The 13569-nt window shown below is 65.1% G+C and carries 13 protein-coding genes and 2 tRNA genes; 14 read left to right on the forward strand and 1 reads right to left on the reverse strand.

The window, feature by feature from the left end; genetic code table 11:
- Nucleotides 1-334: 334 nt before the first annotated feature.
- The 14 genes from QZ709_RS07665 to QZ709_RS07730 all read left to right on the forward strand — a co-directional run bounded on the left by QZ709_RS07665 (nt 335) and on the right by QZ709_RS07730 (nt 12697).
- Nucleotides 335-1180 carry a flagellin domain-containing protein gene (locus QZ709_RS07665; protein ID WP_294636673.1) on the forward strand — a complete coding sequence of 282 codons (846 nt, stop codon included), beginning with the start codon at nt 335-337 and terminating at the stop codon, nt 1178-1180.
- A 252-nt stretch (nt 1181-1432) separates the two neighbouring features.
- Nucleotides 1433-2281, forward strand: coding sequence for a flagellin domain-containing protein (locus tag QZ709_RS07670; protein ID WP_294636674.1), 849 nt, complete (start codon nt 1433-1435; stop codon nt 2279-2281).
- A gap of 140 nt (nt 2282-2421) precedes the next feature.
- A complete protein-coding gene (fliD, locus tag QZ709_RS07675; protein WP_294636675.1) occupies nt 2422-3873 on the forward strand; it encodes a flagellar filament capping protein FliD in 1452 nt (483 codons plus the stop codon).
- Between the two features lie 156 nt (nt 3874-4029).
- Nucleotides 4030-5343, forward strand: a complete 1314-nt coding sequence (locus QZ709_RS07680) for a hypothetical protein (protein ID WP_294636676.1) — start codon at nt 4030-4032, stop codon at nt 5341-5343.
- A gap of 126 nt (nt 5344-5469) precedes the next feature.
- Nucleotides 5470-5931 carry a flagellar export chaperone FliS gene (fliS, locus tag QZ709_RS07685; RefSeq protein WP_294636677.1) on the forward strand — a complete coding sequence of 154 codons (462 nt, stop codon included), beginning with the start codon at nt 5470-5472 and terminating at the stop codon, nt 5929-5931.
- The gene (locus tag QZ709_RS07690) at nt 5928-6275 is read left to right on the forward strand and encodes a flagellar protein FliT (protein ID WP_294636678.1); all 348 of its coding nucleotides are present in this window, start codon (nt 5928-5930) and stop codon (nt 6273-6275) included. Before fliS ends, QZ709_RS07690 begins: the two co-directional genes overlap by 4 nt.
- A 14-nt stretch (nt 6276-6289) precedes the next feature.
- On the forward strand, nt 6290-7060 hold the full coding sequence (locus QZ709_RS07695; RefSeq protein WP_294636679.1) for a flagellar brake protein: 771 nt from the start codon (nt 6290-6292) through the stop codon (nt 7058-7060).
- Nucleotides 7061-7081: 21 nt separating this feature from the next.
- The gene (gene hemC / locus QZ709_RS07700) at nt 7082-8035 is read left to right on the forward strand and encodes a hydroxymethylbilane synthase (RefSeq protein WP_294636680.1); all 954 of its coding nucleotides are present in this window, start codon (nt 7082-7084) and stop codon (nt 8033-8035) included.
- Nucleotides 8036-8064: 29 nt separating this feature from the next.
- Complete coding sequence (locus QZ709_RS07705; protein WP_294636681.1) at nt 8065-8853, forward strand: uroporphyrinogen-III synthase; 789 nt, start codon at nt 8065-8067, stop codon at nt 8851-8853.
- A gap of 58 nt (nt 8854-8911) precedes the next feature.
- Complete coding sequence (locus QZ709_RS07710) at nt 8912-10066, forward strand: uroporphyrinogen-III C-methyltransferase (RefSeq protein ID WP_294636682.1); 1155 nt, start codon at nt 8912-8914, stop codon at nt 10064-10066.
- 21 nt (nt 10067-10087) lie between these two features.
- Nucleotides 10088-11344, forward strand: coding sequence for a heme biosynthesis HemY N-terminal domain-containing protein (locus QZ709_RS07715; protein ID WP_294636683.1), 1257 nt, complete (start codon nt 10088-10090; stop codon nt 11342-11344).
- A gap of 96 nt (nt 11345-11440) precedes the next feature.
- Nucleotides 11441-11517 (forward strand) — tRNA-Arg (locus QZ709_RS07720).
- 29 nt (nt 11518-11546) lie between these two features.
- Nucleotides 11547-11623: transfer RNA gene (locus tag QZ709_RS07725), tRNA-Arg, on the forward strand.
- Nucleotides 11624-11842: 219 nt separating this feature from the next.
- Nucleotides 11843-12697: a tetratricopeptide repeat protein gene (locus QZ709_RS07730; protein ID WP_294636684.1), complete on the forward strand. Its 855-nt coding sequence runs from the start codon at nt 11843-11845 to the stop codon at nt 12695-12697.
- 4 nt (nt 12698-12701) lie between these two features.
- Here the strand turns inward: QZ709_RS07730 and QZ709_RS07735 are convergent, their stop codons facing one another.
- Entirely contained in the window at nt 12702-13403 is a 702-nt protein-coding gene (locus QZ709_RS07735; protein WP_294636685.1) for a VTT domain-containing protein, read from the reverse strand.
- Between the last annotated feature and the right edge of the window lie 166 nt (nt 13404-13569).

Consider the following 13569-nt stretch of genomic DNA (forward strand, 5'->3'; position numbering starts at 1 on the left):
CATGAAGCCGAGTGTGATCCCGCATCAGTCTAGAGAAGGGTGGCGAGATTAATGCACGGATATGAACGATCTTCCTGCAGCTCTTCGAGCGCTCCTCGACAAGAGGGTTGACTTTAAAAAAAACTCAAGTCGAAACGCCAGGCTCCGATAAACAAAGCAACGGCTCGAAGAACAAACGGGCACGTGGTCCGGTTAGCCGGCCGAAGCTTCTGGTGATTGCTCACACGGAGACAGCGGTTGACTAGCGTCGGGCAGGCACGCTGCGGTGCACACCGCAACACCTTCTTGTCGGCGCTTTTCGCCGGGTTTCTAGGACACTTTTTAGGAGCGCAAAATGCCTTCGATCATCAACACCAACATCAACTCGCTGAATGCTCAGCGCAACATGTCCACTTCGCAGTCCTCGCTGGCAACGTCCATGCAGCGACTGTCGTCGGGTCTGCGCGTGAACTCCGCAAAGGACGACGCTGCCGGCCTGGCGATCGCCGAGCGGATGAACGCCCAGGTCCGTGGCATGAACGTGGCGCAACGCAACGCCAACGACGGCATCTCGATGGCGCAGACGGCTGAAGGCGCTCTGGGTAAGGTGGGCGACGCGCTGCAACGGATGCGTGAACTCGCGGTTCAGGCTCGCAACGCCACCAACGGCTCGTCCGACAAGGACTCCCTGAACAAGGAGTTCCAGGAACTGAGCAAGGAAATCACCCGCGTTCTGGGCGGCACCACCTTCAACGGCCAAGCCATCCTGGGTGGTGGTGCTGGTGCCAAGGACTTCCAGGTCGGCGCCAACACGACCACCGACGACGTGATCACCGTGACCACGACTAACATGACCAGCGATGCATCGATCACCGCGGTGACCGGCAGCACCTCGTCGATCGGTTCTGCCGCCACCTCGGCAAGCCTGAAGGTTGTCATCGACAACATCGACCAGGCCATCGACAAGGTGAACTCCGAGCGAGCCATGTACGGTGCGACGCAGTCTCGGTTTGACTCGGTGATCTCCAACCTGCAGGTCTCGGTCGAGAACCAGACTGCCGCTCGCAGCCGCATCATGGACGCCGACTTCGCCTCTGAAACGGCCAACCTGTCGCGGGCCCAGATCCTGCAGCAGGCCGGCAACGCGATGGTTGCCCAGGCGAACCAGCTGCCGCAGCAGGTCATGTCCCTCCTGCGCTGATCTTGAACGGGGCGACCTGGTCGCCTCGGCAAGCACCCGCACTCGCAGAAGCCGCTCCAACCGGAGCGGCTTTTTCATTTCAGGCCCCACAGATCGCAAATGCAGGCATAGATCCCCCTTATTCCGCGCTTCGCCCCCCGCATGACGTCCGAATAATTCACTCACAGGTCAACGCTACAGATCGCAGGTTGGCCAGCAGCAACCCAAGGTCGGCGCTCATGCCGAACGCCGTCTGAATCATTAGGAGTGCTCATGCCACAGACCATCAACACCAACCTGAATTCGCTCAACGCGCAGCGGAATCTGAACGGATCACAGATGTCTCTGTCTGTGTCCATGCAGCGACTGTCCTCCGGTTTGCGCGTGAACTCCGCCAAGGACGACGCGGCCGGTCTTGCCATCGCCGAGCGGATGAACTCCCAGATCAAGGGAATGAACGTCGCGGTTCGCAACGCCAACGACGGCATCTCGATGGCGCAAACAGCCGAAGGTGCTCTGGGCAAGGTCAGCGATGCGCTTCAACGCATGCGTGAACTGGCAGTCCAGGCGCGTAACGCGTCCAACGGTTCTTCCGACCGCGACTCGCTCGACAAGGAATTCCAGGAGCTGTCCAAGGAAATCAACCGGGTTCTGGGCGCCACCACCTTCAACGGCAAGGCGATTCTCGCGGGCGGAGCGGGCCAGCTCGACTTCCAGGTCGGCGCGAACACGACGTCCGACGACCTGATCTCGATCACGACGGTGAACATGCAGACGAACGCATCGATCACCGCCGTGACCACGACGGCTTCCAGCTCGATCGGCTCCACGGCCACAACGGCGTCACTCAAGACGGTGATCGACCAGATCGACGGTGCCATCGACAAGGTGAACCAGGAGCGTGCGGTTTACGGCGCCACGCAGTCCCGCTTTGACGCCATCATCTCGAACCTCCAGGTCTCGGCAGAAAACCAGACCGCAGCACGCAGCCGCATCATGGACGCCGACTTCGCTGCAGAAACGGCCAACCTCTCGCGCGCGCAGATCCTGCAGCAGGCAGGCAACGCCATGATCGCTCAGGCGAACCAGTTGCCTCAGCAGGTGATGAAGCTTCTGGGATAAGCGTACCGGCCTCCAGCGTGATGTGGGGCTCAAGGATGGGGCGACTCATGCCGATACTCAATGACGTTTCAAAGAGCGCACCGTCCTCGAGGTCGAGGATGCGTGTGCTCCTGTGCTGATCTGGATCGAAGGGCATCCCCATGGCTACGACATCTTCCATTTCCTCACTGGGCGTCGGCAGCGGTCTTGATGCGGAGAGCATCGTCACGAAACTGGTGGCGCTCGAGCGTCAGCCGATCGCGAACCTGAAGACCCAGGCCAGCAAGATCCAGACGAAGATATCGGAGTACGGGAAGATACAGTCCGCCCTGTCATCGTTCAAGGATGCGGCGGCCGCGCTGGCAACGCCCACCCTGTGGAACACGACGACAGCGGCATCGTCGGACTCCAGCGTCGCGAGCGTCAGCACGGGCGACGGCGCGCTGGCCGGCACGTACAGTCTGTCTGTCAGCAAGCTGGCCAGCGTTCAATCGGTGGTCAGCAACACGTCGATACGATCCACCTCAACGGTGGGCGCCGGGTCGCTTTCCATCGAGTTGGGCTCCTGGAGCTCCAGTACTCCCCCTGCATTCAGTGCACAGACCGGCAAGGCGGCAGTCCGGATCGATATCGCGTCTTCCGATACCCTCGACGATATCCGAAGCAAGATCAACAGCAGCGGTGCAGGTGTATCGGCGTCCATTGTTCAGGACGGGAGCGGCTCGAGGCTGGTCATCCAGTCCCGAGGTACCGGCGCCGCAAACGGATTCCGGATTCAGACGACCGATTCGCAACCCACCACACCGGGCTCGCCCGGCCTGTCGATGTTTGCGTACGATCCGGAATCGGGATCGTCTGGCACGACGCTGACACAGACGGCTTCGGACGCTTCGGCCACGATCAACGGGATCTCGGTCACCTCGGCGTCCAATGTGCTGACCAATGTCCTGACAGGCGTCACGTTGACGCTGAACAAGACAACAGGGCAGAACGCCATCAACATATCCGTTGCACAGGACAAGGACGCCATCTCCAAGGCCGTCAACACGTTCGCAACATCGTTCACGGCACTGGCCACGCTCATCAAGAACGACACGAAGTACGACGCCGGAACAAAGACAGGCGGCGTGCTGCAAGGTGAAGGCACCGCACTCAGCATCCAGTCTCAATTGCGGGCCATCCTGTCGGGTGGGACGGGCAGCGCATCGTCGTTCAAGAACCTGTCGAGCCTGGGCCTCGAGATGTCGTCGGCTGGAACGCTGACCGTCAATCAGACCAAGCTGTCGAGCGCGCTCAACAACACGGACGAGATGAAGAAGGCGTTCGCCTACGCCTCTGGTGCAACCGACGCCGAAAATGGCATCGCGGTCAGGCTCCGGTCGCTGGTCGGCTCGTTCCTGGACTCGAACGGCGCACTCGCGATCAAGACTGCAGGCCTCAACACAACGCTCAAGAACAACCAGAATCAGCAGGACCGATACGATCAGCGTGCAGACCTGTACGAGAAGCGCCTCAGAGCGCAGTACACGGCGCTGGATGAAAAAATGGCGAAGATCAGTGGTACGAGCAACTATGTGACGCAGATGATTAATTCACTGAATTCATCGAAGTGATTGCACTTACTGGAAAACGCGCGTTTTAAGCCGCGATTCTTGCAATCTGTCACACGCAGGGGCTAAAGCCCGGTGCGGGAAGACCGAAACAACCGTTGAGGATGCCTTGCTTCGGAAGGCGTCCATCTAGCCGTTTCGTCCCGCCTGGAGAACGCCATGTCATCGGTGCAGTCAGCGGGCCTGGCCGGCGGCATTGCGCTGCACCAGTCAGGCACGATATCCCGCTCCCCCATCGAGGGAGACACAGTCACGTCGGCTTCGACCCGGAGCCCGACCGTCGCGGTCTCGGCCTCTGGCCGTGAGCACGAGGCGGTGGCTGCAGCCCTTGAGTCGGCAATGAGGCTCATGGGTGAGGCCGTGTGGTCCGCCACCAAGGCCACCAGTGAGAGACCCGACATCGTCGAGGCTGTGGCAGGAGCGAGAAGTACGCCCGGGATCTATTTGGTCAAGGTCGACAAGACAGCGACAGCACAGATGCTCGAAAGCCCGGTCTTCTCCGGCCTGGGCACCACTGTCGGCCTGGGCACGCTTAACCTCGACATCGGAACATGGGGCGGCTCCGATTCCGCGTTCGTGACGAACCCCAACTGGCCCAAGGCCGCGGTCTGGACGGGACCGAAGGACACGTCCCTGGAACGTGTGAGAGACAGGATCAATGCAGCCGGGGTTGGCGTGAGCGCCATGGTCGTCAGCGACGCAAGCGGCTCCAGGCTCATCCTGAGAGCGTCCGCGACGGGCGGTGCAAACGGCTTCAAGGTCACGGCAACGCCAGACCCTCAGTCACCGGACATCCCGAATTCGGCTCGCATCGAGTTGAGTGAGCTGGCTTACTCGGATCCGCAATCAGGCCAAGGCATGAAGCTGCTACAGGCCGGCAGCGACGCCATGCTGCAGATCAACGGCAGGTCCGTCACAACCAACAGCAACGTGGTCCATGATGATCTTTCGGACATCACATTCAGAGTGCACAAGCCCGACGCGGATGTGATCTCGATTCGGGTGGAACCCGATCGAGAAGCCGCGGTGAAAGCAACAGCCTCATTGCTGGGTGCGGTCAATCATCTGACACGCATCTCGTCCGATCATGAATCGCCCCTGGATGCTGAGTCTCCACGAGAAAGCGTCGCGCCGCCACGCCAGGGCCTGATCAGACCCATTGCCGAATCCCTCAATGAGATCGGCGTCACGCAACGCACGGACGGTATCCTGGAGCTGGATGCTCAGCGGCTGCGGGATCGCATGGAGCAGTCCCCTGATGCCGTCAACCGGCTGCTTGCTGGACCTGGCGGCCTTGCCGCAAGACTGGCTGCGGACTTGAGCCAGGCAAGCCAGTCGCTTCCGCGGATCCGGGATACGCCGCCGTCTCCAACACCCGCCGAAAGCCAGCCGGATCCGGCTCTTAGCCAAGCGGCAAGGTTGCGGCTGCTGGACGCGTATCAGACCAGCGAATCGGCTCAATACGGGGATTGATTTCAATAGGCAGGCGAACGCCCCTTTGTTCGCAGGTTGCTCGAGTCGCAATGCATTCAAGCTTGACTCCCGTGATGCCGATACACATTCAGAGCTGTTGATCAGCGCTCAATGAGAGTCATCACGATGTTTGCCACTCGCACCTCCTCCGCCGTGTACGTTCAGACCCCCAAGCACCTGAGCAGCGCATACCGTCAGATCGGCCTGGAAACAGGCGTCATCGGTGCATCGCCACATCAACTCATCACCATGCTCTTCGATGGCGCGCTGGAGTGCATCGCTCGCGCACAGGGCGCAATCCGGGATGGTCAACTGGAGACCAAGTTACAGAACATCGGCAAGTCGATTGACATCGTCGACCAGGGCCTGCGTTCTTGCCTCGACCTTCAGAACGGTGGCGAACTGGCAGCCAACCTCAGCGACCTGTATGCCTACATGAGCATGAGGCTGCTGCACGCCAATCTGCGCAACGACGTGGACGCGCTGGATGAAGTATCCAAACTGCTGACCTCCCTGCGCACAGCGTGGGTTGCGATCACGCCCTCTCAATCAGCTGCAGCCCCCTCACAAATGGAGCTCCGCGCATGAACGCCCCCGAGATCCTCGGCCAGCCCGACGACGAGCTCTTCACCGGTAGCCTGCTGGGCTACTACGAAGCCATCGAAACCGCGAGCCACGACATGCTCAGCGCTGCCCGCAAGGGTGACTGGGACACCGTCGTGAAACTCGAAGGCGCGTGTGCGGTACTGATCGCTCAGCTCAAGCACGCATCCGAAGAGCATCCGATGGGTCCCAATGAACTGGCCCTCAAGACGCGCATCATGCAGCGCATCCTGGTCAACGATGCCGAGATCCGCAACCTCGCGGAGCCCTGGATCAACGACCTCAGCCGCATGATGGGCAATGCTGCCGATCCCACCAAAATGCACTGACGAGACGGCTGCCCATGGACGCTCGCCCCCCTTCCACGCCCGCCTCGCGCGGGCGTGATGCCGATCTGGACGACTTCCGCATCGGATCCAGTGTCGAGGTGCTTGCCCTGCTGCGTCAGATGTACGAAGCGCGCGCACTGGTGACGCTGAGCACGCCTGCCGGCGACAGCTACACCACGGTCCTCGAGGCCGTGGACGCCCAACGACGCACCCTGCAATTCGGCGCAGGCGAAGCGCATCGCCTCCGCCCCCTTCTGGACAACAGCGAGGTCACCGCCGTGGCCTACCTGGACAGCATCAAGGTGCAGTTCGATGTCGATGGACTCGTTCGCGTTCACGGCGACCACGCGGTCGGCGCGTTGAACGCACGCCTGCCTGATGTCGTCTATCGCTTCCAGCGGCGCGGAGCCTTCCGTGTTCAGCCGTTGGCTTCGACCAGCCCGGTGGCTCGGATCGAGCATCACGCCGCGACCCAATCGCCGCTCGCGTTGCGCGTGCTCGACGTCAGCCTGCAGGGCGTCGCGCTGCTTCTGCCGGAAGGCGCGCCGGCCTTCGAGCCCGGTATGCGACTTGAAGGTGTCGACCTCGAGTTGGACGACGAAACGCGCCTGACTTGCGACATCGCCATTCAGCACATCACCGTGATCGGAACGGGAGGCCGAGGCAAGCGCCTTGGTTGCCAGTTGCTCGGGCTGGATCCACGAGACCGAACGCTGGCCCTCTACGTCAACCAGACCCAGAAGCGCCGGCTCGCCACCCTGGGCAGCGCCAAGGGACAGGCCTGAGGCACAGCGGATAATGCGGGGATGAGCACCAACGCCCCCGCCTCCTCTCCCTGGATCATTGCCACCCGCGAAAGTCGCCTTGCACTGTGGCAGGCCGAGCATGTTCGCGATATCCTGTCGCGCCGGTTCGCCCGGCCGGTCACGTTGCTGGGCATGACCACCCAGGGCGATCAGATCCTGGACCGCGCCCTGTCCAAGGTGGGCGGCAAGGGGCTGTTCGTCAAGGAACTCGAAGTGGCGCTGCAAGAGGGGCGCGCCCACCTGGCGGTGCATTCGCTGAAAGACGTTCCGATGGAGCTGCCCGATGGCTTTGTCCTCGCGGCCGTCATGGAGCGAGAAGACCCGCGCGACGCCCTCGTTTCGCCCCACCACGCCTCGCTGGAAGCACTGCCTGCCGGCGCGGTGGTGGGCACCTCCAGCCTGCGTCGGCTTGCCCAGTTGCGTGCGCTGCGGCCGGATCTGAAGATCGAGCCCCTGCGGGGCAACCTCGACACCCGCCTGCGCAAGCTCGACGAGGGCCAGTACGACGCAATCATCCTCGCTGCGGCGGGCCTCAAGCGGTTGGGCCTGGAAAGCCGCATCCGCGCCCTGATCGCCCCCACGGTGATGTTGCCCGCTGCTGGCCAGGGCGCATTGGGCATCGAGATCCGGTCCAACGACCCCGAACTGACGACAGCCGTCGCCACCCTTGCCCACATGCCGACCTGGCTGGCCACGCTGGCCGAGCGGGCCGTCTCGCGTGCGCTGGGCGGCAGCTGCTCGATGCCACTGGCCGCCTTCGCCCAATGGCGCGAGGGCCAGCTGGTTCTGGACGCTCGCCTGGGTCACCCCGAAAGCGGGGAACTCGTGGCCGCTTCGCTCAGCGGCGCCGCCACCACCGCCGCAGAGGCCGAAGCCCTGGGCATGACCGTGGCCCAGGAGTTGAAGCAGCTCGCTGGTCCAGCCTGGCTGGCCGCACTGCATCCCGCGGCCTGAGCCCGGTGACGCCGGCGATGCGCCTGCTGGTGACACGTCCGCAACCGCAGGCCGACGAGTGGGTCGCCCGGCTGCGCACTTCCGGCATCGATGCCCGGGCCCTGCCCCTCATCGCCATCGGCCCTCCGGCCGATGCCTCGGCCGTCCACGACACATGGCACGCCCTGCAGTCCCACCGCTTGCTGATGTTCGTCAGTCCTGCCGCAGTCGAGTGGTTCTTCAAGCTCAGGCCGGCTGACGCTGCATGGCCACCTCATTGTCTGGCGGCCACCCCGGGGCCGGGAACCGCACGGGCTTTGCTGGAGGCGGGCCACGCAGTCGGGCTCCGCGAAGCCCAGCTTTGCGTTCCACCGCCCGATGCCGGCCAATTCGACTCCGAGCACCTCTGGCCCGTGCTCGCCCCGCTGGACTGGAAGGGGCAGCGCGTCACCATCGTAGGGGGCGGCGAAGGCCAGTCCGTCAAAGGACGCAGCTGGTTGATGGCCCGCCTGCAGGAGCGCGGTGCCATCGTGACCACGCTGCTCGCGTACGAGCGCGGTCCGGGCACATGGCAGGCCGATGACGTTGCCCTGGCGCGCGATGCCATGGCCGAGCCGGCGCAACACATGTGGCTGTTCAGCAGCTCCCAGGCCATCGCATACCTGATCGATCACCACCTGCCACGATGGTCCTTTGCCGTACCCGCCTGGCAGGCCCACCATGCCCTGACCACGCACCCGCGGATCGCTGAACAGGCGCGCCGCATGGGTTTCGGGCACGTCGAGGAAGTCCGCCCGACGCTCGAGGCCGTCGTTCAGGCACGACGGCCAGGCGGCTGAACCCCGCGCCCGTTTTTTTGGTCACGGCGCGGCCGGGCACGGTCTATACAATCAAGCTGTGACCGATACCACCCCTCCTCAAGCCACCGAGCCCACGCCGCCCGTGTCGCCGCGCGCGGCCGATGACTTCGACGCGACATCCGCCCCCTCCGGCTGGATGCGCATGGCCGTGCTCGTGCTGAGCGCGGCCACAGCCGGCGTTGGCTGGCTGGCCTGGCAGAGCCAGCAACGGGTGCATGGCCTCGAACAGGAACTCGTACGCCGCCAGCAGGAGAGCCAGGCCCAGGCCACCGAGGCACGGGTGCTGGCCCGCCAGGCACAAGACCTGTCACGCGAGGCTGCAGCCCGTGCCACCCTGCTGGAAACCCGCCTGACCGAGGTTGCGTTACAGCGCAACCAGGTCGAAGACCTGCTCAAGAACCTGAGCCAGTCGCGTGACGAGAACCTGCTGGCCGACATCGAGTCGAGCCTGCGCGTGGCCGCACAGCAGGCTTCGCTGACCGGCAGCGCTGATCCGCTGGTCTCGGCCCTGCAGTCGGCCGACGAGCGTCTGGCTCGCGTGCGCCAACCGCGCCTGGACAACATCCGTCGCGCCGTCGCGCGCGACCTGGATCGCATCAAGGGCACCCGCGTGGCCGACCTCATCACGCTCGGCATCCGTCTGGACGAAGCCATCCGCCTGATCGACGACGTCCCCTTGCTGAACCAGCCCGAAGCCACGATGGCGCGCCCACCGGCCCCGCCTACATCGGCCAAGGCCGCCGCGCGCGCCGGCAAGCCGACAGCAGCCCGCCCGGCTCAGGACGCCGCATCCGAACCGACCGATCTCAATTGGGCCGATCACGTCTGGACGTGGGTCGGGCATTCGGCGCGCGTGGTGTGGGATGAAACCCGTGGCCTGGTGCGCCTGACGCGCGTCGACCGCCCTGAAGCGATGCTGATCTCGCCGGAGCAGGGCTTCTTCCTGCGCGAGAACCTGAAGCTGCGCCTGCTGAATGCCCGCGTGGCCTTGCTCAGCCGGCAGACGCACACCGCCGTGGCCGACCTGCAGGCCACACAGCAGGCCGTGACCCGATACTTCGACGCCACCTCGCGCAAGACACAGTTGCTGCAGTCTCTTCTGGCCGAAGTAAGCGGTCAGGGGCAACACACCGTCGTGCCTCGCCCGGACGACACGCTGGCCGCTCTGATCGCGGTCAATGGCGGCCGCTGACCCCCGGGAAGGACACAAGGCATGCGTTCCATTGTCTGGCTGCTGCTGCTGGCTGTCGTTGCCGTGGTCGGGGCCTCGGCCCTCGGCGCCAACGACGGACTCGTCACGCTCTACTGGATGGGCTGGCGGGCCGATCTGTCCCTCAACCTCTTCCTGATCAGCCTCGTGCTGATCTACCTGGCGGTGTATTCGCTGGTACGGGGTCTCGACAGCCTGCTGGGCCTGCCCCGGCGCGCCCGCCAGTGGCGGTTGAACCAGCGCGATCGGCTGGCACAGGCTGCGCTGCGAGAGGGCCTGGCCTTGTACATGGCAGGCCGCTACACCCGTGCCCATCGCGCCTGCCAGAAGGCCATCACGATCCAGGCCGACACCCCCGAACTGGCGCTGGATGCCGAGTTCACGGCACTGGCCCACCTGCTGTCGGCCGGCAGCCTGCATCGCCTGCAAGACCGCGCTCGTCGTGACGAGCAACTGCGGCGCGCCATCGAGCTGTCGCAACTCACGCGCAAGCCCCGCCCCACCGAAGAGGGCGCCCGTCTGCTTGCCGCTGAATGCGCACTGGAAGACCGCGACGCCAACCGCGCCCTCCGCGATCTGGCCGAATTGCCGCCTGGCGTGGCGCGTCGCACCCAGGCCCTGCGCCTCAAGCTGCAAGCAGCGCGACTGGCAAGGCAGCCCGTCGAAGCCCTGCGTACGGCGCGCCTTCTGGCCAAACACCAGGGATTCACGGTCGCCGCGGCCGAAGGCCTGTTGCGCAGCCTCGCCACCGAAACGCTGGACTCGGCGCGGGATGCCGATCAGCTGCGCGGCATCTGGGCCAATCTGGATGCGGCCGATCGGCGCGACCCCCTGATCGTGGCCCATGCAGCCGAACGCATGGCCACCCTGGGAGCCGTGGCTGAGGCCCGTCAGTGGCTGGCACCGCTGTGGGACCGCATGGCCGAGCACCCGCCGGAGGCTGTGGATGCGCTGGCTCAGGCCCTGACCCACAGCCTGCTGGGGCTGGAAGCCGAGTGGCTGCCTCGCCTGGACGCCTGCACGCAACAAGCCCTGCGCCACCCCGGTCTGGCGCTGGTGCTGGGCCTCGCCCTGGCAGAACGGCAACTGTGGGGCAAGGCCCGGGGCATGCTGCTGTCGGCCGCGAACGATCAGAGCCTCGATCTGGGACGTCGCCGCACTGCATGGGCGGCACTGGGCCAACTCGCCGAACGCGAGCACCGTGACGACGAGGCCGCACGCTTCTACCGTCGCGCCGCGTTGCCCGGGGAGCGCGATTGAGAGAGCCCTGCCGGTGTCACATCCGACCCACGCCGGTGCGGGATGCCGGCGCTTTTTGACTGCGGCATCAAAAACATGCTATAGTTTCACTTCTCGGCGGCTGTAGCTCAGTTGGATAGAGTACTTGGCTACGAACCAAGGGGTCGTGGGTTCGAATCCTGCCAGCCGCGCCAGTTTCATTCTGGCAGCCGAGACCATTTTTGCGGCTGTAGCTCAGTTGGATAGAGTACTTGGCTACGAACCAAGGGGTCGTGGGTTCGAATCCTGCCAGCCGCGCCAAACGTCATTGATCATTCATTGAATTGGCACCAGAAGGTCAGATGTCATCAGGCATCTGGCCTTTTGTGTTTTTGTCTCGGCTTTCCTGCACGCCCGGGCGGCGTCCGATGCCCCTTCGGTCCATCGGCGGTACACGCGGCGCGTATGCTGTCGTGCATTCAACCGAAGGCTGGCCATCGACCAGCCTCACCGCGCCCCACGCGCCGATGGAGACACGCCATGCCCTCTCGCCTTCCTGCCCCTCTTCTCGGGGCCGCCCGCCTCCGCGCCCTGGCCTGCGGCATGCTGACCACGGTCGCCCTCCTGGGCACCGCGTCCGCACAGGACAGCAACCGGGCGGATTGGCTGCGCAATCCGGCCATGGGCAACTACAAGGCCTATGCCGAATTCAAGATGGGGCATTACGCGGAAGCGCGCCACGTCTGGGAAACGCTGACCGAGGTGGGCAATGGGGATGCGCTGTTCAATCTGGGCGTGCTGGCCGAAGATGGCCTGGGCGAGTCACGCGATCTTCGCAAGGCCGAAACCCTCTATACCGCGGCCGCCCGGGCGGGCAACTTCAAGGCGCAGTACCGACTGGGTCTGCTCTACAGCACCGGCGACACCCTGCCCCATGATCCCGAGAAGGCCCGCCTGTATCTCGGGATGGCAGCCCAGGCGGGCGATGCCGACGCGCGCGCGCGCCTGGCCTCACTCGATGAGCCAGGCCGGGCCCTGTCGCCCTTCCAGGAAGCCGAGTCCCTGTCGGCCCGAGGGCGCCACGCCGAAGCCGCCGTGCTGTATGGCCGGCTCGCCGAGGCGGGCGATCAGGCAGCCCAGACCCGCCTGGCCTGGATGTACGAAGCCGGGCGCGGGGTGCCGCGCAACCTGTCGGAAGCAGCGCGCCGCTTCCGTCTGGCGGCCGAAGCCGGGGAAGCCGAAGCGCAGTATGCGCTTGCCGTGATGCACCGCACCGGTGTCGGCCAGGACAAGGACCTGGCAGCCAGCCTGGCGTGGCTGAAGCGCGCGGCCGCGCAGGGCTACCCGGCTGCGGTGGCGGCCCTGCAGTCGGGCAGCGCTGCAGGCGTGTACTGAGCCACTAGGCCGCCGCGCGGCCCAGGCGCCGATGCGTCCACCACAGCGCCGCCCCCACCGCGGCGCCCATGCCGGCCAGGCTCGCCCAAGCGACAGGCCCGGGGTCTCGCCACAAGGCCACCAGGCGGTCCATGAACAGGCCGAGCCCCACCGTGCCGGGCAAGAGCCCCAGGAAGCTGCCCAGCACATAGTCGCGCAGCCGCACCCCGAGTGCACCGGCGGTCACGTTGACCAGCAGAAACGGGGCCACAGGCAACACGCGCACAGCGACGATGGCCCACAGCCCCCGACGCTGCAATCGGTCCTGCAGCAGGGCCAGGCGCCCTCCCGCCGCGGGCCGCACGAACACGGGCCCGCTCAAGCGGCCCACTCCCCAGGCCAGCGTCGCCCCGCTCAGCATGCCGGCCATCGCGTACGACACCCCCCACAGCGGACCGAACACCAGCACGCCGACAGTCACCAGCACCGCGACCGGAACCGCCAGGAAAACGGCGATCACATAGCCACCCAGCACCGCGAGCGGGCCGAGCGGCATCTGCAGCAGAGCACGGCCCGCGGTCGAGAGCGCATCCAGGCTCAGCAAGGCCTGCGCCCAGGGCTGTTGCCACAGCCACAGCAAGACGCACGCGACACCGGCATAGACGGCCAGCACCAGCCCGCGGACAACATGCAACCAGCCGGACGGCGTAGAAAAGAAGGGGGTCAAGAAGGTCTCCGGGCGCATGGCCAGGGCCTGTCTGTGCCGCCCCCGCCTGCGCTGGCAACGATGCTCGGCCGTGGCGCCCCGGCTCACCATGCGGAGATGCCCCCGAAAACAGACCGAACCCCGTATATCGGGGTGCAGAGGATGATGCGCGTCAGGCCCGCGGCCC

The sequence above is a fragment of the uncultured Aquabacterium sp. genome (genome assembly GCF_913773725.1).
Lineage (GTDB): Bacteria > Pseudomonadota > Gammaproteobacteria > Burkholderiales > Burkholderiaceae_C > Aquabacterium.